At 68.0% G+C, this 25498-nt stretch carries 12 protein-coding genes and 1 pseudogene; all 13 read right to left on the bottom strand.

Annotated features, from left to right (window positions below):
* Positions 1-78: 78 nt before the first annotated feature.
* The 13 genes and pseudogenes from JR064_RS05630 to JR064_RS05570 all read right to left on the bottom strand — a co-directional run bounded on the left by JR064_RS05630 (position 79) and on the right by JR064_RS05570 (position 25461).
* Positions 79-2460 (bottom strand): methyl-accepting chemotaxis protein, encoded by a 2382-nt coding sequence (locus JR064_RS05630; RefSeq protein WP_206229071.1) that lies wholly within the window; start codon positions 2458-2460, stop codon positions 79-81.
* A 101-nt stretch (positions 2461-2561) separates the two neighbouring features.
* Positions 2562-2942 carry a hypothetical protein gene (locus JR064_RS05625; protein WP_145700032.1) on the bottom strand — a complete coding sequence of 127 codons (381 nt, stop codon included), beginning with the start codon at positions 2940-2942 and terminating at the stop codon, positions 2562-2564.
* Between the two features lie 202 nt (positions 2943-3144).
* Positions 3145-3636 (bottom strand): chemotaxis protein CheW, encoded by a 492-nt coding sequence (locus tag JR064_RS05620; RefSeq protein WP_145700030.1) that lies wholly within the window; start codon positions 3634-3636, stop codon positions 3145-3147.
* A 257-nt stretch (positions 3637-3893) separates the two neighbouring features.
* A complete protein-coding gene (locus JR064_RS05615; RefSeq protein ID WP_206229070.1) occupies positions 3894-4676 on the bottom strand; it encodes a flagellar brake protein in 783 nt (260 codons plus the stop codon).
* Between the two features lie 58 nt (positions 4677-4734).
* Positions 4735-7440: a methyl-accepting chemotaxis protein gene (locus JR064_RS05610; RefSeq protein WP_206229069.1), complete on the bottom strand. Its 2706-nt coding sequence runs from the start codon at positions 7438-7440 to the stop codon at positions 4735-4737.
* Positions 7441-7741: 301 nt separating this feature from the next.
* Positions 7742-9316, bottom strand: a pseudogene (locus JR064_RS05605) (methyl-accepting chemotaxis protein); the annotation flags it as partial.
* A gap of 686 nt (positions 9317-10002) precedes the next feature.
* The gene (locus JR064_RS05600) at positions 10003-10503 is read right to left on the bottom strand and encodes a hypothetical protein (protein ID WP_206229067.1); all 501 of its coding nucleotides are present in this window, start codon (positions 10501-10503) and stop codon (positions 10003-10005) included.
* Positions 10504-10740: 237 nt separating this feature from the next.
* Positions 10741-13320: a HAMP domain-containing methyl-accepting chemotaxis protein gene (locus JR064_RS05595; protein ID WP_206229066.1), complete on the bottom strand. Its 2580-nt coding sequence runs from the start codon at positions 13318-13320 to the stop codon at positions 10741-10743.
* 492 nt (positions 13321-13812) lie between these two features.
* Entirely contained in the window at positions 13813-16065 is a 2253-nt protein-coding gene (locus JR064_RS05590) for a methyl-accepting chemotaxis protein (protein ID WP_206229065.1), read from the bottom strand.
* Positions 16066-16651: 586 nt separating this feature from the next.
* Positions 16652-18895 (bottom strand): methyl-accepting chemotaxis protein, encoded by a 2244-nt coding sequence (locus tag JR064_RS05585; RefSeq protein ID WP_206229064.1) that lies wholly within the window; start codon positions 18893-18895, stop codon positions 16652-16654.
* A gap of 338 nt (positions 18896-19233) precedes the next feature.
* The gene (locus tag JR064_RS05580) at positions 19234-21609 is read right to left on the bottom strand and encodes a methyl-accepting chemotaxis protein (RefSeq protein WP_206229063.1); all 2376 of its coding nucleotides are present in this window, start codon (positions 21607-21609) and stop codon (positions 19234-19236) included.
* A 19-nt stretch (positions 21610-21628) separates the two neighbouring features.
* Positions 21629-22396, bottom strand: a complete 768-nt coding sequence (locus JR064_RS05575; protein ID WP_206229062.1) for a transporter — start codon at positions 22394-22396, stop codon at positions 21629-21631.
* Between the two features lie 404 nt (positions 22397-22800).
* Positions 22801-25461 carry a methyl-accepting chemotaxis protein gene (locus JR064_RS05570; protein WP_425510270.1) on the bottom strand — a complete coding sequence of 887 codons (2661 nt, stop codon included), beginning with the start codon at positions 25459-25461 and terminating at the stop codon, positions 22801-22803.
* Between the last annotated feature and the right edge of the window lie 37 nt (positions 25462-25498).

Raw genomic sequence — 25498 nt, 5'->3', positions numbered from 1 at the left:
CCGGGGGTGGCCGACAAAAAAATCCCCGGCGCGGGGCCGGGGATCGGGAAGTGCCTGAAGGCCGCGACTGCCGGCGCCTCAGAACTCCTGCCAGTCCGAATCGGCCAGGGCCGGTACGGACTTCTTGCTGCCGGTGGCCAGCGCCGGCTTGCCCGACGGCACCGCGACCGGCTTCTTCGCCACCGTGCGGATCGAGTGCACCTGCGCATGGCGCGGCGCCGGCGCGCTGGCCGGCGACTGTTCCACGCGGAAGATCGAGACGGCCTCGGTCAGCTGCCCGGCCTGTTCTTCCATCGAGCGTGCGGCAGCCGTGGCTTCCTCGACCAGCGCGGCGTTCTGCTGGGTGGTCTCGTCCATCTGGGTGACGGTCTGGTTGACCTGCTCGATGCCGGACGACTGCTCCTGCGAAGCGGCCGCGATCTCGCTCATGATGTCGGTCACGCGCTGCACCGAGGACACGATCTCGCTCATGGTCTGGCCGGCCTGGCGCACCAGCGCCGAGCCGTTGGCGACCTGGCTGACCGAGGCGTCGATCAGGCCCTTGATCTCCTTGGCCGCATTGGCCGAGCGTTGGGCGAGGGTGCGCACTTCGCTGGCGACCACCGCGAAACCGCGGCCCTGTTCGCCGGCCCGCGCCGCTTCCACCGCGGCATTGAGCGCCAGGATGTTGGTCTGGAAGGCGATGCCGTCGATCACCGAGATGATGTCGGCGATCTTCTTCGACGAAGTCTCGATGCCGCTCATCGTGGTCACCACCTGGCCGACCACGGCGCCGCCCTGCGAGGCGACGGACGCGGCGCCGACCGCGAGCTGGTTGGCCTGGCGCGCATGCTCGGCGTTCTGCTTGACCGTGGAGGTCAGTTCTTCCATCGAGGCGGCGGTTTCTTCCAGGTTCGCCGCCTGCTGTTCGGTGCGGCGCGACAGGTCATCGTTGCCGGCGGCGATCTCGCCGGCGGCGGCGTTGATGCTGATCGCAGCGGTCTGGATGCGGCCGACGATGGCGGCGAGCTGCTCGGCGGTGGCGTTGGCGTCGTCGCGCATGGTCGCGAACACGCCGTCGAACTCGCCGTGCATGCGCGCGGTCAGGTCGCCCTGCGAGAGCGCGGTCAGCAGCTTGGAGACTTCGCCGATGCTGTCGCCGTTGGCCTGCAGCAGGCCGTTGAGCTGCTGCGCCAGCTGCAGGAAGAAGCCCTGCTTGCCGTCGGTGGCCACGCGCCCGGAGAGGTCGCCGGCGGCGGCGGCCTGCACGATCTTGGCCACCTCTTCTTCGACCTGGGCCTCGACGGTGCGGTCGCGCGATTCGCAGACGAAGCCGACATGGCTGCCGTGCGCGTCGCGGATGCTGGAGACGATCTGGGCGATGCGGGCATGGCCGTAGGCCATCTCGCGTTCGGCCACGCCATGCTTCTCGATCGCGGCCACGGTGCGGGTGTCGATCTGGTTGCCGTATTCCAGCACCGACAGCGAGGAACCGACCAGCGGCATGCTCGAATCGAACGCGGGAGCGACCTTGCGGATCTGGTCGGCGTACTTGTCGACGATGCCCTGCATCGACGGATTCGCATAGACGATGGCGTAGTCCAGGTCGGCGATGAACATGCCGGTGGAGGAGTTGTCCAGCGCGGTGCGGATGCGCAGGTTCTCGGACGCCACGGCCGCGTCGCGCTCGGTGCGCTCGCGCAGGTCCTGCTGCATGCGCTTGAGCGCCTGCATCAGTTCGCCGATCTCGTCCTGGCCGCTGGCGTCGATGTGCCCGTCGAGCTTGCCTGCGGCGACTTCATTGGCGATCTTGACCGCGCCGCGCACGTTGGTGGCCAGCATGCGCCCGAACAGCCAGGCCAGGCCCACCGCGCCGGCGACGCCGATCAGCAGGCAGACCAGCAACGTGGCCGAGGCCTTGCCGTAGGTGTTGGCTGCGGCGTTCGCGGCGACCTCGGCTTGGCGATTGTTCTCCGCGATGAGGTCGATCACGTCGGCCACGACCTTGTTGTGCAGGGTGCGGGTCTCGCTGGTGAAGGTGTCGATCGCATCGTCGTGCAGCTCCAGCTGCACCATCTCGTCGACCGATTTGTACGAGTCGCCGGCTTTTTTCCAGTCGGCGACGGTGCGCTTGTAGATCTCGCGTTCCTTTTCGCTGCCGATCATCGGCGGGTACTTGGCCAGGATCTCGTCCAGCTGCTTGGCCAGCGCGACCTTGCGCGCCTCCGATTCCTTCTTCAGTGCATCGCTGCTGCGGATCAGGGTCTGGTAGGCCGCATTGCGGTATTCGCCGAGGATGCCGCGCATCTCGCCGCCGGTGCGCACGCTGGGCACCACCTGTTTGGAAACGCCGTCGGCCACGCCGTTGAGCGATTGCAGGCCGTTGTAGGCCGCCAGTCCCTGCACCAACATGATGGCGAGTACGAGACCGAACGCCAGCATCAGCTTCGGCATCAACTTGAGATTCTTTATCCACTGCATGAACGCATTTCCCCTTGGTTCGACGACGGCGGCGAAGCACCAAAAAAACAAAAGCGCCGCCATGCCGGAGCGCATGGGCTCCGGCGCGGCGACGCTTCGTCTTACTTGATCGTGGCCAGCTTCAGGCTGGACGGCGCGCTGACCTGGATCTCGGCGCGCGAGCTGTCGCGTTCGATCTTGCCGATCACGCACACGTCCTTGCCTTCCAGGGTTTCCGGCGCGAAGCCGAACTTGCCGCGGTCGGCGCCGGCGATGCGCGCGGAGAAGGTGTGGCGCGGGAACATGCCGCCCATGTACAGGAAGGTCGGCTCGCCTTCGGAGTTCTGCGCGTACTTGGCCTTCTCGACCTTGCCGCAGACCATGCCGTCCTTGCCGACGAAGCGGGCCGCCATCTCCGGCGGGATCATCTGCTGCGACTGGGCGAAGGCGCTCGGGCTGGCGGCAAGCAGCAGGACCAGCAGCAGGGGAAAGCTCGGCTTCATCGGGGGAAACTCCTTTAGGGGTGGGCGAAAGAGGTCGGCCCAGGTGCTTGATCGGGCCACCTATCAGCTATCGGCGTGGTAACGACGAACTTGACCGGCGCAAGTGATAAGCAGTTCGCATTTCCGAAAGAAAAAACCCGCCGATGGACGGCGGGTCGGGAATTGCGTGCGGAACCGCGGCGCGGCCGCGGCTCGAGCCGGCTCAGGCGGCTTCGTCGACGTGCGCGTGCTGGCTCAGGTCGGCGCTGTCGAGCAGGGTCTCGATGTCCAGCAGGATCAGCATCTTGTCGTCCTGGGTGCCGATGCCGGAGATGAAGCGGGTGTCCACCGCGGCGCCGAATTCGGGCGTCGGCCGGATCTGGTCCTCGTTCAACGGGATCACGTCGGAGACGCTGTCCACGACGATGCCGACCACGCGGTCCTCGACGTTGAGCACGATCATCACGGTGAAGGCGTCGTAGCGGGCTTCCTTCAGGCGCAGCTTCAGGCGCAGGTCGATCACCGGCACGATGGTGCCGCGCAGGTTGATCACGCCCTTGATGTACTCCGGGGCGTCCGGCACCCGGGTGACCGAGTCGTAGCCACGGATTTCCTGCACCTTCAGGATGTCGACGCCGTAATGCTCTTCGCCGAGGGTGAAGCTGAGGAATTCGCCGCCGGTGGCACCGGAGGCAGAGGTGTTCTTGTCGTTCATCGTGTGCTCCTGGTGCGCACGGATTGCTGAGGGATGGCGGGAAGCGGGAAATGCGGCTCTTGCACTAGATCGGCGTGGTGGGGCAGAACTTTAGCGGTCCCTGTAACCGTCCTGGCCGGCCTGGTGCATCCGAGACAGACATATAGAAAGCGTTGCCTGCAGGAGCGGCTTCAGCCGCGACCGGGACTTTCCTGGTAACGCCCGGTCGCGGCTGAAGCCGCTCCTGCAGGATGCGTGGTGCGTGGTCGAGGCGCCGTTCAGGACAGCACGCCGCTCTTGCGTGCGCTGCGCTGGCGCTCGATGCGGAAGATGTAGCGCTGGATCGCCGCATCGGCGCCGCGCGGCAGGTCGGCGAAGCGCAGCCCCACCCGCAGCGTGTCCTGGCCGTTGGCCAGCTTGTGCGGGTACATGTTGCAGACCTGCAGGGTCAGCTTGATGGCGTCGGCGTCGGGCAACTGCAGCACGCAGTGCGGGTAGCTTTGGCGCTGCTCCGGCACCGGCTGGCCGGGGACCAGCGCCACCGCCAGGCCGCCGCCGCTGATGTCGATGACCCGCAGCACCAGTTCGGTGGGCGGGCTGGCGTCGTCCAGCCGCAGCACGCACATCGGCGATTCGGTGATCGGCGTCTCCAGGCGGAAGTGCTCGCGGCGCTGCAGGTAGTACAGCGAATCGGGCAGCGGCGCGCGAAAGCCGGGCGTACCGTCGCTGTCGACCCGTTCCAGGTCGGCGATGCGGAAGCGCAGGCGCACCTTGTCCAGCTGTGCGAAACACAGCAGGTACTCGGCGTGCTCGGCGGAGCGGTTGCTGGCCTCGTTGACGCTCAGGTCCAGCAGCAGGCTGTGCTCGTCCAGTTCCAGCAGCGCGGTCGAGAACGACTGGTCGCGGCCGCCAAGATGCGCGCTGATCTGCGAGCGCTGGTTGATCAGCGACTGCAGCAGCTGCCGGATCTGGCGCGGGTTGGTCAGCAGGAAGCGGTCGTCCTGTTCCGTCGCCTCGTGCGGAGACGGTTCGGGGGAGTCGCTGGGAATGCCTTCGGCCATGGGTGGGCAATGCGATCGTGGATGGGGCGGGGCGGCGCATTCCGCCCGTCCCACGATGCTATCGGCCGTGACCGGCTTTTTTGTAGCCTGGATGCAATGTGGCGATGTTTCCCGCGGCGCCGGCCGGCGGGCGCTGGTCCAGTGTGAAGGAGGCGACCGCACGCGCCAGCTCGCCGGCCTGGCTTTCCATCGAACGCGCACTGGCGGTGGCTTCCTCGACCAGCGCGGCGTTCTGCTGGGTGGCCTCGTCCATCTGGGTGACGGTCTGGTTGACCTGCTCGATGCCGGCGTACTGCTCCTGCGAGGCCGAGGAGATCTCGCTCATGATGTCGGTGACGCGCTGCACCGAGGACACGATCTCCTGCATGGTCTGTCCGGCGCGGTCGACCAGCGCCGAGCCTTCGCTGACGCGCGCGACCGACTCGTCGATCAGGCCCTTGATCTCCTTGGCCGCGCCGGCCGAGCGCTGGGCCAGCGTCCGTACCTCGCTGGCGACCACGGCGAAGCCGCGGCCCTGTTCGCCGGCACGCGCCGCTTCCACCGCGGCGTTGAGCGCGAGGATGTTGGTCTGGAAGGCGATGCCGTCGATGACGCTGATGATGTCGGCGATCTTCTTCGACGAGGTCTCGATGCCGTTCATGGTGGTCACCACCTGGCTGACCACGTCGCCACCCTGCGAGGCGACGGTGGCCGCACCGACGGCGAGTTGATTGGCCTGGCGTGCGTGCTCGGCGTTCTGCTTGACCGTGGAGGTCAGCTCTTCCATCGAGGCGGCGGTCTCTTCGAGGCTGGCCGCCTGTTGCTCGGTACGCCGCGACAGGTCGTCGTTGCCGGCCGCGATCTCGCTGGCGGCGGTATTGATCGCATCCGAAGCGCCCTGGATCTGCCGCACGATGGTCGCCAGTTGCTCGGCGGTGGTGTTGGCGTGGTCCTTCATGTTGGCGTAGACGCCCTGCAGGTCGGCGTCGATGCGGGTGGACAGGTCGCCTTCGGACAGCGCCTGCAGCATGTGCTGGATATGCCCCAGGCCGGAGGCGCTGGCTTCCAGCAGGGCATTGATCTGTTCGGCCAGCTGCAACAGGAAGCCCTGCTTGTTGTCCAGCCGCACGCGTCCGCCCAGGTCGCCAGCCACCGCGCCACGCACGATGCCGGCGATTTCCTCTTCCACGCTCACCTCGTCGGTGCGGTCGGCCCATTCGACGACGAAACCGAGGCGATTGCCGTCGCCGTCGATCACCGGATTGACGATCAGGCGCATGGTGCGGCCGCCGACGCGGATCTGCGCACGGTAGGTGGTCTTCAGTTCGGCCAGCAGGCGCGCCTGGTGCTCGGGGTGGCGATGGAATACGTCGATGGTGTTGCCGATCAGCTTCTGCACGTCGAAGTGCGGCAGGTCGCGGCGCAGGTCGTCCTGCACGTCGCCGAGCATCTTCACCAGTGGACGGTTGACGTAGACGATGCGCCGATCGGCGTCGGCGATCATCACGTTGGTGCTGACATCGTCCAGCGCGACGCGCACGCGCAGATTCTCCGCCGCCACCACGCGCTCGGTACGCAGCCGTTCGCGCAGATCGTCGCGCATGCGGCGCATGCCGTGCAGCAGCCGGCCGACGTCGTCCTGGCCGTGGCCGACCTCGATATGGCTTTCCAGGCGCCCGGCGGCGATGTCGCCGACCACCTGCTCGACCACCGCCAGCGGCCGCGACACCATGCGCCTGGCCAGCACGAACACCAGCACCGCGCAGCCGACCAGCATCAACGCGGAGAACGCCAGGATGCTGCGCATCAAGGCCCGCAGCGGCGCCTCGATGGCGCTGCGCGGCTGCGCGCCGAGCAGCACCCATTGCCACGGCCGGTAGGCCTGCGCGGTGACCAGGAACGGCTCGGCCGCCGCATCTGCGGTCGCGCCGCGCTTGAGCCGCAGCGTGGCGCTGGCCTGCTTGCCCTCGAGCAAGGCCTGCAGCAACGGCTTGTCCGCCTCCACCACCAGCGCTTCCACGTTGGCGGCCTTGGAGACCGGGTGCGCGAGCAGTTGCCCGCGCCGCGCCGGGTGCATGTCCACGGCGATGAAGTGGCCGTCTTCGCCGATGCGCGTGCTGCGCAGGCGTTCCTGCAGCGCGGCCAGGCCCTGGGTGTAGTTGCGGCCGACGAACAGCGCGCCGACCAGGTTGCCCTGCGCGTCGTGCAGCGGCTGGTAATGGGTCATGTAGTCGTTGCCGAACAGATGCGCCGGCCCGGTGTAGGGCTTGTTCTGCAGCAGCAGCGCATAGGCGGGATGCGCATGGTCCAGCACGGTGCCGACCACGCGTGCGCCGGACTGGTCGTGCAGCGAGGTCGCGATCCGGACCAGATCGTCGCCGCTGCGCACGAACACCGTCGCCACGCCGCCGCTGGCGTCGGCGAAATGGTCCACCGAGGCGAAATCCAGATTCAGCACATGCGGCCCGAGCCGCAGCGTCGGCGTCTGCACGTTGCCGATCTGTACCGTCTTGGCCGGCTCCAGTTGCGCCGCGCCGGCGGGCAGCATGGTCGCGAACATCTGCCCCATCCGATCGGTTTCCTCGCTCAGCACCCGGTCGTACATCGCCACCGACTGATTCATCAGCGTGGTGGCCGATTCGATCTCCTTGCGTACCTGGGTCTCATGGCTGCTGGCGGACTGGCGGTAGATCAGGGTGGCCAGCAACACCAGTGCGGCGCTGACCGCGATGGTGAGCAGGGCCGACAGCTTGGTGCCGACCGAGAGATGGCTGAATTTTTTCATGGCAACGCCTATGCGGACGGAATAGGGCGCCTGTGTGAGCGGCGCGTGAAATCCTATCGGCGGCGATGACGAAAAATTGACCGAATAGTGGCCCGTTGCAGGCAGTTTTCCCTGCATTTCGGCCTGTCTCGAGACAGTTGGGGACATGATCGGGACATTCGCGAAGCCGGCAGGCCCCCCAGCCCCGCGGCAACTACGTTTGCTATGGCGACGCATGCGCGTCGAAGCGATATGCGTCCCCGCGCTCCGGTGAGCGCGGGATGTCGGTGTGCGGCTGGCCGGGCGGCTGCGCTGCGCGGGATCAGAACTCGCGCAACTCGGTGCCCGTGGCGACGGCGATCGGTGCGCTGCGCACTGCGGACAACGCGGCCGGCTTGCTGGCAGGGCGAGGCGCTGCGGCGGGATGTGCGCGCAGCGTGGCGGTCGTTGCCGCGTCGGACAGCTTGAACGCCGCGACCGCATCGGCCAGCTGCCCGGCCTGTTCCTCCATCGTGCGCGCCGCGGCGCTGGCTTCCTCGACCAGTGCGGCGTTCTGCTGGGTGGCCTCGTCCATCTGGGTGACGGTCTGATTGACCTGCTCGATCCCGGACGATTGCTCCTGCGAGGCGGCGGAGATCTCGCCCATGATGTCGGTGACGCGCTGCACCGAGGACACGATCTCGCTCATGGTCTGGCCGGCCTGGCGCACCAGCGCCGAGCCGTTGGCGACCTGGCCGACCGAGGCGTCGATCAGGCCCTTGATCTCCTTGGCGGCGGTGGCCGAACGCTGGGCGAGAGTGCGCACCTCGCTGGCGACCACGGCGAAGCCGCGGCCCTGTTCGCCGGCGCGCGCCGCTTCCACCGCGGCATTCAAGGCGAGGATGTTGGTCTGGAAGGCGATGCCGTCGATGACGCTGATGATGTCGGCGATCTTCTTCGAGGAGGCCTCGATGCCGCTCATCGTGGTGACGACCTGGCCGACCACGTCGCCGCCCTGCGAGGCGACGGAGGCGGCGCCCACCGCGAGCTGGTTGGCCTGGCGCGCATATTCGGCATTCTGCTTGACGGTGGAAGTCAGTTCCTCCATCGAGGCGGCAGTTTCCTCCAGGCTGGCGGCCTGCTGCTCGGTGCGCCGCGACAGGTCGTCGTTGCCGGCGGCGATCTCGCCGGCGGCGGTATTGATCGCATCCGAGGCGCCCTGGATCTGGCGCACGATCGTCGCCAATTGGGTCGCGGTCGCGTTGGCGTCGTCGCGGATGCGGGCGAACACGCCATGCAGATCGCCGTCCATGCGCGCGGTGAGGTCGCCCTGCGACAGCGCCGACAGCAGCTGCGAAATCCGCGCCAGGCCGTCGGCGTTGTTGTCCAGCAGCGTGTTGAGCTGCTGCGCCAGCAGCAGGTAGAAGCCCTGCTTGCCGTGCAGGCCGATGCGGCTGTCGAGGTCGCCGGCGGCGGCCGCCCGCACGATCTGGGTCACTTCCTCTTCCACCTGGATTTCGTCGGTACGGTCTGCCCACTCCACGACGAAGCCCTGGCGCTCGGACGCGCTGCTGACGATCGGGTTGATGATCAGGCGCATGGTGTGCCCGCCCACCCGGATCTGCGCGGTGTGGGTCTGCTGCAGCGCCGCCAGCAGCTTGGCCTGGTGTTCGGGCCGCTTGTGGAAGATGTCGATGTTGCGCCCCAGCAGGGCGTCCGCATCGAAGCCGGGAAGCTCGCGGCGCATGTCTTCCTGCGCCACCGACAGCATCCGCGCCAGCGGCTTGTTGACGTAGACGATGTTGCGCTCGGCGTCGGCGATCATCACATTGGCGGTGACGTTGTCCAGGGCGGTGCGGATGCGCAAACCCTCGCGCTGGATCTCGGCGTCCTGTTCGCGGCTGCTCAGCAACTGCTCGCTGGCCACCACCAGGGTATGGGCGATCGAGCCTTCCGGCAGGGTCAGGCCGCGGATCGAGGCCGGCAGCGGTTGCTGGCGGGCCATGGCGCGCGCCAGCAGCGCCAGGTCGCGCGGGTCGTGGCCGACGTCCAGCAATTGCTTGCGCATCTGCACCGCCATCGCCACCAGGATCCCGGCTTCGACCACCACATAGCCGGCATGGGTGGCCAGGATGCCGATCCCGGCGTCGGCCGCGAATGCCTGCAGCGGCAGGCCGCGATGCTGCAGCCAGAAGAACAGCACGTGGTGGACGGCGATGGCGGCGGAGGCGACCACGATCGGCCGCCAGTCGCGGTAGTACAGCAGCAATGCGATCAGCACGATCACGCCGAAGTGGACTTCGGCCATGCCGCCGGCCTGCTGGATCAGCACGGCGGCCAGCACCATCAGGCCCAGCGCCACGGTGCAGCGGCTGAGCAGCGTGCCGGGATAGAGCTTCACCTGCAGGGCGATGATCGCCAGGGTCGGCAGCGTCACCGCCAGCCATGGCGTCCACACGTCCTGGCGCCAGGCGGCGGCGAGGCTGACGATGGCGGTGAACGCGGCCACCGCCAGGAACAGGCGGTCGGCCTCCGCGGCCAGTTTCTGCAGATAGACGTAGCGCTCGTTGCCTACGAGATAGCTTCCCTGGGTGGTGGCGGCGCTCATGCGGATGATTCCTTTGGGCATGCACAGTGGGTGAGAAGGATCAGCGGCGTCGCACCGCTGGCCGCGAGCAGGCGCGGCAGCAATGACGCGGCGGGAATGGCGGCGCCGCAGCCCTCGATGTGCGAAGGGCCGGCGTAGACCAGGCGGCCGTCGGCATCGAGCACGATCAGCGGGTAGGGCAGCGCCTCGGGCGCCGGCCGGTCGCCCAGGTCGATGTTGAGCAGGCCCGGCAGCGTGGGCGCGGGTCCGCGAGGCGTGCAGCCGCATTCGGCCAGGCGCAACTGGAACGCCGCGGCCTGGCCGCGCGGCGGCGTGGAGGACGCGAAGGCCTGCAATTGCCGGCGGATGGTGTCGGCGCTGGCGCCGGACGACGGCTTGGCGAGGTACGCCAGGCTGGCCGCCGACCACGCGGCCCAGACGGCGAGCAACAGCATGCCGACCGGCAACGGCGAGCGCCGGCGCGGACGATTCGCCTCGGCGATGGTGGCATCGTGCATGGGCCCCCCGATGGGCGCTGCGCCGACAATCACCGGCTCTTCACGTTATCGACGGGAACCCGGCTGGCTTTAGGCAATTGCCGATTCGGAAGCCGGAAGCGGGGCAGGGCGCTTGCCCCAGGCCTTCGTCGCCGACCCGCCGTCGCCCGGGTGGCGACGCGGACCGCCTCGGCCGCGGGAACGCTCCACGGCCGGTGCGGGTCGGCGCAGGGGTCCGGCGCCGTTGGGCAGGGTGCGTTACGGCCCTGCCATCGCCGCGCTGCCGTGGCTGGCATACGCGGGCTGCGGCTTGCGTTCGGTCGCCGAGGCCGGCGCGTTTGCCGCTGCCTTGGTTGTCGCAGCGGAGCGGGACCGCGGCGATGGCGTGGCATGGGTCGGGTCGATCTTGAATAGCGCAACGGTCTCGGTGAGCTGGCCGGCCTGTTCTTCCATCGCGCGCGCCGCGGCGGCGGCTTCCTCGACCAGCGCGGCGTTCTGCTGCGTCGCCTCGTCCATCTGGGTCACGGTCTGGTTGACCTGTTCGATGCCGGCGTACTGCTGCTGCGAGGCGGCGGAGATCTCGCCCATGATGTCGGTGACGCGCTGCACCGAGGAGACGATCTCGGTCATGGTCTCACCGGCCTGGCGCACCAGGGTCGATCCGTTGGCGACCTGGCCGACCGAGTCGTCGATCAGGTGCTTGATTTCCTTGGCGGCGTTGGCCGAGCGCTGGGCGAGGCTGCGCACCTCGCTGGCGACCACCGCAAAACCGCGGCCCTGTTCGCCGGCGCGCGCCGCTTCCACCGCGGCGTTGAGGGCCAGGATGTTGGTCTGGAAGGCGATGCCGTCGATCACCGAGATGATGTCGGCGATCTTCTTGGACGAGGCCTCGATCCCGCTCATCGTGCTCACCACCTGGCCGACCACGGCGCCGCCCTGTGCGGCGACCGACGCGGCGCCCACCGCCAGTTGGTTGGCCTGGCGCGCGGACTCGGCGTTCTGCTTGACCGTGGAGGTCAACTCTTCCATCGACGCGGCGGTTTCTTCCAGGCTGGCCGCCTGCTGCTCGGTGCGCCGAGACAAGTCGTCGTTGCCGGCAGCGATCTCGCTGGAGGCGCTGTCGATGCTCGATGCAGCGCTCTGAATGCGGCCGACGATGCCGGCGAGTTGCTCGGCGGTGGCGTTGGCGTCGTCGCGCATGGTCGCGAACACGCCGTTGAACTCGCCGTGCATGCGTGCGGTCAGATCGCCGGCGGCGATGGCCTGCAGCATCGCGGACAGCGCGTCGAGGTTGCCGTCGGCGGTGGCCATCAGCCGGTTGAGGCTGTCGACCATGGCGCGGAAGTCGTACTGGAAGCGTTCGGCGTTGCCACGCACGCTGAAGTCGCCGGCCGCGGCGGCGGCGGCGAGCTGGTTGATCTCGCGGTTCATCGCGGTCAGGTTCTGCTTGACCGTGTCCATGGTCGCGGTCAGCGCGGCTTTCTCGCCGGGCAGGCGCTCCATGTCCTCGCTGAGGTCGCCGATCGCGTAGCGGTCCATGATCTGCGCCAGGCGCAGGGTGACGGCGATATGCGCCGCGGCCAGCGCATTGCTGTCGCGGACCATGCGCCCGTAGTCGCCGGGAAAGGCGCTTTCGTCCATGCGGTAGCTGATCTCGCCGGCGTCGTGGCGCCGCGCCATCTCGACCTGCGCCGCCAGCACGCGCTGCAGTTGCTGCTGCATCTGCTGCATGTTTGCCAGCAACTGGCCGCTTTCGTCGCGGCTGGACACCGCGATCGCGGTATCCAGGCGGCCCTGCGCGATCTGCGCGGCGACGCTGGCGGCGTTGCGGACGTTGCGGGTCAGCACCGACAGGGTGTGGACGCACAAGGCGACGATGAGCAGCGTCAGCAGGCTCAACCCGGCGATCGTCCACCACATCGCGCTGCGCGCCTCGGCCAGGTGCCGTGCCGACTGCCGCTGCAGCGCTTGCAACGACGTCGCGCTCAGCGCTTGCAGCGCATGGCCCCAGGCGTCGAGCGCGCGGTTCCAGCGGCGGTCGGCATCGGGCGCGCCACTGTCCAGCGCGGCGGACAGTTGCTGCAGGGCGGCGTCGGCGTGGCCTGCTTCGGTCGCGACGGCGGCGGCCAGCGATGGATCCGGTTGCTCGAGCAGGCCCACCGCCTTTTCCATTTCGTTGCGCAGCCGGGCATGGTCGCGCGCGATCTGCGCGATCTGCTCGCGCAGCACCGGCGCATCCGCGCCGGCCTGCGACGGATCCGCCGCCGCATCCAGGCGGGTCAGCGCTTCGCTGGTATCTGGACCGTAGATCAGGCTGGCCACCACCAGGTGATAGCTCTCCACATACGGGGTATAGACCAGTTGGCTGTCGTCGCGCAGCGCATCGAGCGCAGCAGCGGCCTGTTTGCCGACCGCGCCGCTGTCGCCGCGTCCGTTTGCCAACGCCTGGCGCAAGCGCGCCAAGGCCTTGTCGCTGCTTTCGAAGCCGGGCAGCGCCGCAACGGTGCGCTGCAGATCGGCCAGGGACCGGTCCGCAGTGCGTGCCGCAGCGGCGGCGGCGGCGCCGGTTTCGACGCGTTCGGCCTGCAGCGCCGCCAGCAGCGACAGCATTTCGCGCAGCGGCGCATAGCTGCGCAGTTCGTTGCGGCTGATGCCGACGCTTTCGTTGAGCTTGTCGCTGTAGAGCAGGACCGGGATCGCCAGCCCGAGCAGGACGAGGATGCCGATGATGCTGAGCTTCCTGGCGATGGCGAGATCGTGCCAGGCACGCAAGACGCGCTGCGACCCGAGGGCGGAGCGGGGATGGCCGGCAGCGGCCTGGGGAACCTGTTGTGACATGAAAAGTCTCTGAGCGTCGTGGTGGCGACAGGTCAAGCAGCGCGCGATTGCGACTGCATGGCATCGTCTGCTTGCAGATACGGATCCGCGGCGCGCACGGATGCAGGCAGTGGGCAGCGCGATAGGGAATGCTTCATGGCGATCACTGCTTGCGGAAGCGGCTTGGTGTCGATGCAGTAGCGGCGTGCGGACTGGATTGTTGAAGCGCGTCCGGCGTGCGAGTCAGCCGGCGATCGAGTTTGTCGCGTGGCTGTGAGCGCCTGGTTACAGCGCCGTTGCATCGCCTGGCACTGGGCGTGGCGCTCGATCCGACACGGTGGGCCGATTACGGGGCGGTGCCGTCACTGCCGGCGATCGGCGTGAGCTGCGCGGGAATCCAAGCGACCGCTGCAGAGCGCGAGTCTGGAGGCGCTCGCGCTGCGCGTGGCCGGCACAACGACGATCGCCATGCCGGAACGGCATGGCGATCGTGGGCATTCCGATGGCAGGGCTTTAGAACTCGTGCCAGCTGGTATCGGTAGCGGCGGCGCCAGCGCCGACCGCACGCTTGGGTGCGGCGCGCACGGTGCGGGTCGCTGCCGACACCTGTGCCTTGACCATTGCGGACACGGAAGGTGCGCTGATCGCCTGGCGCCGGCTCGCCGGTGCCGTCGTCGCCGGAGCATCGTCGATCTTGAACACCGCGACGGTTTCGGTGAGCTCGCGCGCCTGCTCTTCCATCGAGCGTGCCGCGGCGGTGGCTTCTTCCACCAGCGCAGCATTCTGCTGCGTCGCCTCGTCCATCTGGGTGACGGTCTGGTTGACCTGCTCGATGCCGGCGTACTGCTCCTGCGAGGCGGCGGAGATCTCGCCCATGATGTCGGTGACGCGCTGCACCGAGGACACGATCTCGGTCATGGTCTGGCCGGCCTGGCGCACCAGCGCCGAGCCGTTGGACACCTGGCTGACCGAGTCGTCGATCAGGCTCTTGATTTCCTTGGCGGCGTTGGCCGAGCGCTGGGCGAGGGTACGCACCTCGCTGGCGACCACGGCGAAACCGCGGCCCTGTTCGCCGGCACGCGCCGCTTCCACCGCCGCATTCAAGGCCAGGATATTGGTCTGGAAGGCGATGCCGTCGATGACGCTGATGATGTCAGCGATCTTCTTCGACGAAGTCTCGATGCCGCTCATCGTGGTGACGACCTGGCCGACCACGTCGCCGCCTTGCGAGGCGACCGCCGCGGCGCCGACTGCGAGCTGGTTGGCCTGGCGCGCGTGCTCGGCGTTCTGCTTGACCGTGGAGGTCAGCTCTTCCATCGAGGCGGCGGTTTCCTCCAGGCTGGCGGCCTGCTGCTCGGTACGGCGCGACAGGTCGTCGTTGCCGGTGGCGATCTCGCTGGAGGCACTGTTGATGCTCAACGCGGCGGTCTGGATGCGGCCGACGATGGCGGCCAACTGCTCGGAGGTGGCGTTGGCGTCGTCGCGCATCCGGGCGAACACACCCTGGAATTCGCCGTGCATGCGTGCGGTCAGGTCGCCGGCGGCGATGGACTGCAGCAGCGTGGACAAGGACTGCAGGTTGCCGTCGGCGGTGGCCATCAGCTGGTTGAGGTTGTCGACCATGGCGCGGAAGTCGTACTGGAAGCGCTCGGCGTCGCCGCGCACGCTGAAGTCGCCGGCCGCTGCGGCAGTGGCCAACTGGCTGATCTCGCGATTCATCGCGGTCAGATTCTGCTTGACCGTGTCCATGGTCTCGGTCAGCACGGCCTTTTCGCCCGGCAGGCGATCCATGTCCTCGCTGAAGTCGCCGATCGCATAGCGGCCCATGATCTGCGCCAGGCGCATCTTCACCGCGATGTGCGAACCCGCCAGCTCGTTGCTGTCGTGCACCATGCGGCCGTATTGCCCCGGGAACGCCTTGGCATCCATCCGGTAGCTGATCTGGCCGGCATCATGGCGCTGGGCCATCTCGGTCTGCGCGGCCAGGACCGCCTGCAGCTGCGTCTGCATCTTGTTCATGCTGAGCAGCAGGCGGCCGGTTTCGTCGCGCGACCGGGTGTCGATGGCATTGTCGAGATTGCCCGAGGCGATGGCATCGGCGACGGAAATGGCCTGGCCCATCCGCTTGACCAACTGGCGGCGGATCACCAGGCCCATGCCCACCGCGACCAGCACCGCGATCAGGCTGCCGATCAGCACCGACCACTTGCCGCGGGTGCGCACCGCTTCCAGCTCGGCGCTGCGCGTGGCCAGCAGGCTGGTCTCTTCGTTGGCGAAATCGCTCAGCAGCTGGCGGATCTTGCCCATCGCCACGCGGTCGCGTCCCTCGCGGAACACGGCCAGGGACTGTTCGGCACCGTTGTCCGCTTCGCGCACGCCGATGGTGTCTTTTTCCACGGCCAGGAATTGCTGGTACGCCTTGTCCACCTCGGCCAGGCGCGCCTGTTGCCTGGCGTTGTCCACGGTCAGCTGCTTGGCGTTGGCATAGCCCTTTTCGAACGCGGCCTGACCCTTCTCGAAGGGCTGCAGATGCTGCTTGTCGCCCGACAGCAGGTAACCGCGCGTGCCGGTCTCGATATTCAGTGCGTTCTCCTGCATCTCTTCGCCGCTGGCCAGCACCTTGAACGTATGTTCGTTGATCTCCATGGCGCTGTTCAATTTGGACTGGCTGCTCAGGCTGATGCCGCCGACGACGAGCATGACCAGCACCACGGCGCCGAAGCCGATGGCGAGCTGGGTGGAGATGGACGGATTTTTGGAGGTCATGTGGCTCTACCGGGTCAGGTTAACGAATGGTCGAACTGTGGAAGTACGGGCCCGGCAGGGAGAACGGTCTGCATGGCGCCGGAGCTCAGCAGACGTGACGCGGATGCAGGAGAAGCGGTTGGCACTGTGCGTCTGGCCCACAGACGCGACCGTCCGTCTGTCGGGCGGCGGCAGTTCCTAGCAGAGAAGGGCGAAAACTTTAGTAGTATTTTTTAGACAAATTCTCATATTGAGACTTTTAGCGGCATTGGCCGGATGGACTTTAGGGGGCGAACCGAAAAATGTTCGGCTCAAGATGCGCATCTCAGAAACTTGAGGGGTTTGAGCAGGTTTTTTTTGTGTCGTGCATGAGAATGATTCCCATGCCTTGCGGCGCTGTCGCTGTGCACTGGCCGACGCGCCTTCCGGCGCATGCTCGTGCGGCGCCGCGACCGTTGCGGTGCGACGCGATCTGTCGGGTGCGCGGCGCATATTCGCGCTGCGGACATTAAAAAGCCCGAATCCGCGATCCGGGCTTGCCGATCATGCGATGCCGGCCTGGCCGGCCGCAGTCGCCATGCCGTGGCGGGCATGGCGACTGCGGAACTCAGAACTCCTGCCAGCTGGCGTCGCCGCCGCCCCCGGCCGCGCGCTTGGGTGCATTGCGCACCGCACGCGTCGCAGCGGCGACCTGTGCCTTGACCACGGCCGCCACCTCCGGCGCGCTGACCGTGGGGCGGCGGCGCGCTGCCGCGGGAGCGTCGTCGATCTTGAACACGGCCACCGCTTCGGTGAGCTGCCCGGCCTGTTCCTCCATCGAGCGCGCCGCGGCGGTGGCTTCCTCCACCAGTGCGGCGTTCTGCTGGGTGGTCTCGTCCATCTGGGTGACGGTCTGGTTGACCTGCTCGATGCCGGCGTACTGCTCCTGCGAGGCGGCGGAGATCTCCCCCATGATGTCGGTGACGCGTTTCACCGAGGACACGATCTCCTGCATGGTCTTGCCGGCCTGGTCGACCAGTACCGAGCCCTCGGCGACGCGGGCCACCGAGTCGTCGATCAGGCCCTTGATTTCCTTGGCCGCGCCGGCCGAGCGCTGGGCGAGGGTGCGCACTTCGCTGGCGACCACGGCGAAACCGCGACCCTGGTCGCCGGCGCGCGCGGCCTCCACCGCGGCATTGAGCGCGAGGATGTTGGTCTGGAAGGCAATGCCGTCGATCACCGAGATGATGTCGGCGATCTTCTTCGACGAGGCTTCGATGCCGCTCATCGTGCTCACCACCTGGCCGACCACGTCGCCGCCCTGGGTGGCGACGCCTGCCGCGCCGACCGCGAGCTGGTTGGCCTGGCGCGCGTGCTCGGCGTTCTGTTTCACGGTGGAGGTCAGTTCTTCCATCGACGCGGCGGTCTCTTCCAGGCTGGCCGCCTGCTGTTCGGTGCGGCGCGACAGGTCGTCGTTGCCGGCGGCGATCTCGGTGGCGGCGGCGTTGATGCTGACCGCCGCGGTCTGGATGCGGCCGACGATGCCGGTCAACTGATCGGCGGTGGCGTTGGCGTCGTCGCGCATCCGGGCGAACACGCCGTGGAACTCGCCGTGCATGCGCGCGGTCAGGTCGCCGGCGGCGATCGACTGCAGCAGCGCGGAGAGCTTGCCGAGGTTGCGGTCGCTGACTTCCATCATGGCGTTGAGGCCTTCCACCATCAGGCGGAAGTCGTGCTGGAAGTGCTGCGCATCGCCGCGGGCGCTGAAGTCGCCGGCGGCGGCCGCCGCGGCCAGGCGCTTGATCTCGGTATTGATCGCCAGCAGGCTGGCCTTGGCCCCATCCATCGATTCGTGCAGCACCGCGCGGCTGCCGGGCAGGCGCCGCGCGTCGCGGCGCAGGTCGCCATTGGCGTATTCGTTGAGCACCGCGATCGCATCGACGATCGCGTCCAGGTGCTCGAACATCATGGTGTTGATGCCCTTGCTCAGGTCGCCGTACACGCCGGGGAAATCCAGCGGCATGCGATGGCTCATGTCCTTGTCCGCATGCAGCTCGATCATCTGCGCGGTCTCGCTGGAGAAGCGCTGCAGCTGCGCTTGCATTTTCTCCATCGCGTTGAGCAGGCGGCCGGGTTCGTCGCGCGCATCGGTGCGCACGTCGTTGTCCAGGCGCCCTTCGGCGATCGCCTCGGCGGCGCGGGTGGCGCGGTTCAGCGGCTGGGTCAGGCTGCGGGTGATCGCCCAGGCCAGCAGGCTGCTGACGATCAGCACGGTCACGCCGCCGGCGATCAGCATGTTGCGGCCGCTGGCCATCGCCTGCGTCGCCTGGGCATAGGCCTTCTGCAGTTGTTCGTCCTGCAAGTCCACGTTCTCGCGGATCTTCGCGTTCCAGGCAAGCGTGGCCGGGCGCGAGCGCTCGCTCAGCGCGGTTTGCGCTTCGGCATTGCGACCGGAGATGGCGAGCGCGATGACTTCGTCGTTCATGGTGCGGGCGGTGGCGCGTGCGGCGTCGATCTCGGCGCGAAGCACCTTGCCTTTCTCGCTCGGCGGAAACGCGTCCAGTTGCTTGCGCAAATCCGCATAGCGCTGGCGCTGCTTCTTGATCTCGGCCAGCGCCTGATGATTGAGTTCCTCGCTGGTGACCATGGACAGAGTGCCCAGCGCGACCAGGATATTGGTATTGGCGTCGAGCATGCCGTTGCTGATCCGGGTCTTCTCGACGCTGACCTTGACGATGTTGTCGAGTTCCTGTTTGGCACGCGACATGGAAAGCAGCCCGGCCGCCACCAGCAGGCACGAGAGCAGGATCAGAAGACCGAAGGCGCCGCCGAGGCGGCGGCCGACGTTGTAGCGTTGCAGGAACGAATTCATGGCTGACCTCTTTGGATTACCGAAGGTTGGCTGTCGCGGTTCGATTGGCGACGCCCAATGGGCGGTGCCGAAAGAAACCTTGAGCGGCGAGACGTGGCGGTAAGCAAATGGAGCGAGAATTCAACTGTTTCGTTGTACTGCTGTGCAGCTGCCGTGCCGTCGCCTCAAGGCTCTATCGGCACGGAAGCCGGGGTGCTGCATGAAACATTAGGCGTAAGGCGATTCCCGACCTCGGGTGCGTACGCTCCCTACGCCTGGGAGGCGCGCCATTGCGCCTCGTCGTGCATGTCGCGTCGGTACAGAGGGCCAGCCGGACGAACTGTCCGCCTGGCCCTCGGTCAGAACTCCTGCCAATCCGTCTCGGCCGCGGTACTGGCGGCGGAGCGGTTGCCGGGGATCGCGCGCATGGCGGGCTTGCGCGCGCCGCTCGCCGGCTGAGGCCGCTTCGCCTGCGTCTGCGCCGCAGCCACGGGGCGGCTCGGTAGCGCCGTGCCCGGCGCGCTGCCGTCGAGCCTGAAGATCGCGACGACCTCGCTGAGCTGGCCGGCTTGTTCTTCCATCGCGCGCGCCGCGGCGGTGGCTTCCTCGACCAGCGCGGCGTTCTGCTGGGTGGCCTCGTCCATCTGGGTGACGGTCTGGTTGACCTGCTCGATGCCGGACGACTGTTCCTGCGAGGCAGCGGAGATCTCGCCCATGATGTCGGTGACGCGCTGCACCGAGGACACGATCTCCTGCATGGTGCGGCCGGCCTGGTCGACCAGGGCCGAGCCTTCGGCGACGCGGGTCACCGACTCGTCGATCAGGCCCTTGATCTCCTTGGCCGCGCCGGCCGAGCGCTGGGCGAGGGTGCGCACCTCGCTGGCGACGACGGCGAAACCGCGGCCCTGTTCGCCTGCACGCGCCGCTTCCACCGCGGCATTGAGCGCCAGGATATTGGTCTGGAAGGCGATGCCGTCGATCACCGAAATGATGTCGGCGATCTTCTTCGAGGAGGTCTCGATGCCGCTCATCGTGGTCACCACCTGGCTGACCACGGCGCCGCCCTGCGAGGCGACGGAGGCGGCGCCGACCGCGAGCTGGTTGGCCTGGCGCGCGTGTTCGGCGTTCTGCTTGACCGTGGAGGTCAGCTCTTCCATCGAGGCGGCGGTCTCTTCCAGGCTGGCCGCCTGCTGCTCGGTGCGGCGCGACAGGTCGTCGTTGCCGGCGGCGATCTCGCTGGCCGCGGTGTTGATGTTGCCGGCGGCCTGCTGGATGCGGCCGACGATGCCGGCGAGCCGTTCGGCGGTGGCGTTGGCATCGTCGCGCATGGTCGCGAACACGCCGTCGAACTCGCCGTGCATGCGCGCGCTCAGGTCGCCGTCGGCCAGTGCGCTGAGCAGGCGCGACACTTCGGCGATGCTGCCCGCATTGGCGTCGAGCAGGCCGTTGAGCTGCTGCGCCAGCAACAGGAAGAAGCCCTGCTTGCCGTCGCTGTCGATGCGTCTGGACAGGTCGCCGGCCGCGGCGCTGCGCACCACCTCGGCCACCTCCACTTCGACCCTGGCTTCGGCGGTGCGGTCGCGCCATTCGCAGACGAAGCCGACGTGGGCGCCGACCTCGTTGCGGATCGCGGAGACCTCCTGGGCGATGCAGGCTTCGCGGTAGCGCACCTCGCGCTGCGCGACGCCCTGGCGGTCGAGCTGCTGGTAGATCTCGGCGTCCTGCGAGTTGCCCACTTCCAGCAACGACACCGGCTGGCCGAGCAGGGGGCTGGAACGCTGGAACGCCGGCGCACAGGCGTGGATATCGTCGGCGTAGGTGTCCAGCAGTTTCTGCAGCGCGCCGTTGGCGTAGACGATGGTCAGGTCGGGATCGGCGATGTACATGCCGGTCGAGGCGTTGTCCAGCGCGGTGCGGATGCGCAGGTTCTCGGCGGCGATGCTGCGCTCGCGTTCGATCCGCTCGCGCAGTTCGCGCTGCATCCGCGCCAGCGCCGCCATCAGGCTGTTGGCGTGCTTGGCGGCGACCGGAATCGGCTGGTCCAGGCGGCCCGCCGCGATGTGTTGGGCGGCGGCCATCGCCACGCTCGGCTCGCCGCCGAGCAGGCGCGAGACCGAGCGCAGGATCCAGCCGGCGGCCAGTCCCAGGCACAGGATCGCCAGCACCACCGCAGCGGACTGTTGCCAGGTCACGCGGTGGCTGTACTGCTCGGCCGCGCTGCGATTGGCCTCGTTCAGCGCCGCGATGCGGTCGCTGATCGAGCCCATGCGGGTTTCGAGCTGCTCGAACTTTTCGGTGAAGGCGGCGTAGGCGGCGGCGCTGTCCGCACCCGTTTCGACCAGGCCCACGACCTGGCTCGCCGCGTCGATGTAGCCCTGCAGCGCAGGCGTGACCGCGTCCAGTTCGCGACGCAGGGCCGGATCCAGCGGCAGCTTGCGGTTGTCGGCCAGGGCCTGGCGGAACTCCGCGGCGTGCTCGCCCAGCGAGGCGCGCGCGGCCTTGATGCCGGCATCGTCCTGGCGCGAGGCGGCCAGTAGCGCGGTGGTGACGTCGCCGCGCAACGCGTCGTGCATCATGTCCGCCTGCATGTGGTTGCGCAGCGCATCGGACGAGGTGACCTGTGCGGCGACCGCGCCGAGCAATCCTTGCTGGGCGCTGTAGCCGACGCCCCCCAGCGCCAGCAGTGCGAGCACCGCCACCAGCACCAGGATTGCGAGCATGTGCATGATCTTCATCGGTATCGCCTGGTTCGGTTCAAAAACGGAAAGACAAACCCGCGCCGAGCGCGTGATCCGGCGAACGATCGTTGAGGCCGTAGCTGTAGGCCACATCCAGTTGCACGTCGTTGCTCAGCAGCCAGGCCGAGCCGACGTCGAGCAGGGCGACGGTGCCGCCGTCGTCGCTTTTCGCGATCTGCGGCAGCGCCAGTTCGACGAACGAACGGCTGCGTTCGCTCCATGACTTGCCGAGCACCACGCCGAAGATGCCGGCCGCGTAGCGGTGGCCATCCTCGTTCTCGTCCCAGATCACGCCCGGCATCACCCCGGCGGAGAGGCTGTCGCTGAGCTCCCATTCGGCGACCAGGCGGAACGAAGGCCGCGCGCCGTTGCCGCGCAGGCGGCGCGCGCCGCTGGGCAGGTCCACGTGCAGCAACCACGCCAGCGAGGCGCCGCCGTCGTCGGACGCGGCCAGGTGATGCTTGACCCCGAGCGAGACGTCGGCGAAGCCGGAGATGTCGCCATCGCCGCCGGGCACGTCGTTGTGCTGCCAGCCATCGGTTTCCAGGCGCAGTTCCCAGGTCGGGCCGAGTCCGTAGCGGAACAGGGTGGGCGTGGCGTAGCCGTCGACGCCGTCGTCGCGCTCCCAGGCCACGCTGGTTTCCACTTGCAGGCGGCGATCGCCGACGGTGAGGCTGGATTCGACGAAGTCGGGGCGATCGGTGGCGATCGGCTCCTCTTCGGCGTGCGCGAGGCTGGCGATGCCGAGCAAGGTCAGGCAGCTGGCAAGAACGATAGGTTTCATTGTGTTCCCCGTGAACGGTCGACCGTGAAACGCATGCGCCTGGCCGGGCTGTCCCGGACTGGCCGCATGGTCCGTTTGGACCGGCTGTCGCGTCCCCAAGACGCGGTCAGCCAAATGTCATACTGGCTAGCGGCCAGACCCGACGTATCTTTAAACATGTCCGACCGATGGCGCGCGGAGGTCATCGAAAGGACAACGCAGCGGCGGTTGGCGTGGCGTGCTTGTCGCACGTCACCCCAATCCTCTCTCCCACAGGGCTTTCCTTCGGTCGCCGGTGGGAGAGGGGCCCAGCCGATGGCGACGCGATGGAACGGCTGGCGACAAGCCATCTAACCAGGCACAGCCGCCCATGCCGTTGCGGCGCATACCCGCGGTGGTGCGGGAATGCGCCGAACCGCAACGGCTCAGAACTCGTGCCACTGCGTGTCGGCGGTGCTCGCCGGCTTGCCTGGCACCGCGCGCATCGGCACGTTGCTGCGCTTTGCCGGCGCGCGCTTGGCGTTCGTGCCTGACGCGGCGACCGCGAGGCCGGGCTTGGCCACGGCTGCCGGCGTGGAGACGGCGGCGTTGTCGAGCTTGAACACGGCCACGGCCTCGGTGAGCTGGCCGGCCTGTTCTTCCATCGCGCGCGCCGCGGCCGTGGCTTCTTCCACCAGCGCAGCATTCTGCTGCGTCGCCTCGTCCATCTGGGTGACGGTCTGGTTGACCTGCTCGATGCCGGCGTACTGCTCCTGCGAGGCGGCGGAGATCTCGCCCATGATGTCGGTGACGCGTTGCACCGAGGACACGATCTCCTGCATGGTCCTGCCGGCCTGATCGACCAGTGCCGAGCCCTCGCTGACGCGGGTCACCGATTCGTCGATCAGGCCCTTGATCTCCTTGGCCGCGCTCGCCGAGCGCTGGGCGAGGGTGCGCACTTCGCTGGCGACCACGGCGAAACCGCGGCCCTGTTCGCCGGCACGCGCCGCTTCCACCGCGGCATTCAAGGCCAGGATATTGGTCTGGAACGCGATGCCGTCGATGACGCTGATGATGTCGGCGATCTTCTTCGACGAGGTCTCGATGCCGTTCATGGTGGTCACCACCTGGCTGACCACGTCGCCACCCTGCGAGGCGACGGTGGCCGCACCGACGGCGAGTTGATTGGCCTGGCGTGCGTGCTCGGCGTTCTGCTTGACCGTGGAGGTCAGCTCTTCCATCGACGCGGCGGTTTCCTCCAGGCTGGCCGCCTGCTGCTCGGTGCGGCGCGACAGGTCGTCGTTGCCGGCGGCGATCTCGCTGGAGGCGCTGTTGATGCTCAGCGCGGCGGTCTGGATGCGGCCGACGATGGCGGCCAACTGCTCGGAGGTGGCGTTGGCGTCGTCGCGCATCCGGGCGAACACGCCCTGGAACTCGCCCTGCATGCGGGCGCTCAGGTCGCCGGCAGCGATGGCCTGCAGCAGCGTGGACAGCGCTTCCAGGTTGCCATCGGCGGTGGCCATCAGCTGGTTGAGGCTGTCGACCATGGCGCGGAAGTCGTACTGGAAGCGCTCGGCATCGCCGCGCACGCTGAAGTCGCCGGCAGCGGCGGCGGAGGCGAGCTGGTTGATCTCGCGGTTCATCGCGGTCAGGTTCTGCTTGACCGTGTCCATGGTCTCGGTCAGCACGGCCTTCTCGCCAGGCAGGCGGTCCATGTCCTCGCTGAAGTCGCCGATCGCGTAGCGGCCCATGATCTGCGCCAGGCGCAGCTTCACCGCGATATGCGACGCGGCCAGCGCGTTGCTGTCGCGGACCATGCGCCCGTAATCGCCGGGGAAGGCGCTTTCGTCCATGCGGTAGCTGATCTGGCCGGCGTCGTGGCGCTGCGCCATTTCCTTCTGCGCATCGAGCACGGCACGCAGTTGTTCCTGCATCCGCTGCAACGAACCGAACAGGCGGCCCAGCTCGTCGTTGCGCTGGTAGTGGATGCGGCTGTCCAGGCGCCCGGCGGCGACGGCGCCGGACACCTCTACGGCGTTGGCCAGCGGGGTGACCACCAGGCGCCGCAGCAGGAGGTAGAGACCGGCGCTGAGCAGCAGCGCCGCGCACAGGCCGACCGCGACGATGGTCCACAGCAGCGAGCGCGCCTGGGCCATCAGCAGCCCGCGCGGCACCGCCACGCCCAGCGCGAAGCGCTCCTGCGCCTGGCCGATCTGCAGCGGCACGTAGACTTCGATGTCGGTGGCGCCGGTCTGCGCATCGGCGACTTCGCGGGTCACGCTCTCGCCCTTGGCGATGGCGGCCAGCAAGGTGCGCGTGGCCGGGTCGTCCAGCTTCTTGCCGACCTTGGCCGGGTCGCGATCGGCGATGATCGCGCCGCCGGGCGACAGCAGGCGCACATGGCCGGCGCCGAGCGGGCGCAGCTTGGACAGACGTTCCTGCAGCTTGGCCAGGCCGAAGTCGGTGGTCACCACGCCCAGGAACTTGCCGTCTTCGAGCACCGGCGTGGTCAGCGTGGTCATCAGCACCTTGTTGCCGCCGATCTCGTACACGTAGGGTTCCACCACGGTCGGGCGGTGCTGCTGGCGCGCCTTCAGATACCAGTCGCCGGAGCCGGGCACCTCGTAGTCGCGCAGCGGTTCGCGCACCTGCTTGTCGCCCTGCCAGGCCCAATACACCATGTAGCGGCCGCTGGCGTCGTGGCCGTCGGCGTTGGCATAGGCCGTGTCCTTGCCATCGAACGCCTGCGGCTCCCACAGCGTGCCCAGGCCGGTCCAGTCGGGGTGCTGGCGCAATTCGCGCAGCACGATATCGCTGAACGTCTCGCGCACCTTGCCGTCCTGGTTGCGCTGCGCCAGCAGGCTGTTGGCGAACACCTGGTTGGAGACGAAGGCCGCGCCGATATCGTTGGAAATGCGCTGCGCTTCCAGGTAGGCGGCATCGGTCATGCCGGCTTTGGCCGAGGTGAGCAGCGCATCGCTGCTGCGCACGTAGATGATCGCGGCGGTCACGCCGAAACACAGCACGGCGATCGCGGCCACGCCGAGCATCAGGCGGGTGGCGACGCTGGTGAAGCGGGGGGCTGGGGTCGGGCTCATGGCGTTCATCGCTGGCAGAAGTGGAGAAAAACGAAGCAACCGATCC

It is taken from the genome of Xanthomonas bonasiae, assembly GCF_017163705.1.
Taxonomy (GTDB): domain Bacteria; phylum Pseudomonadota; class Gammaproteobacteria; order Xanthomonadales; family Xanthomonadaceae; genus Xanthomonas_A; species Xanthomonas_A bonasiae.
Note: the sequence above shows the minus strand (reverse complement) of the source record. Positions and strands in the feature narration are given on the sequence as shown.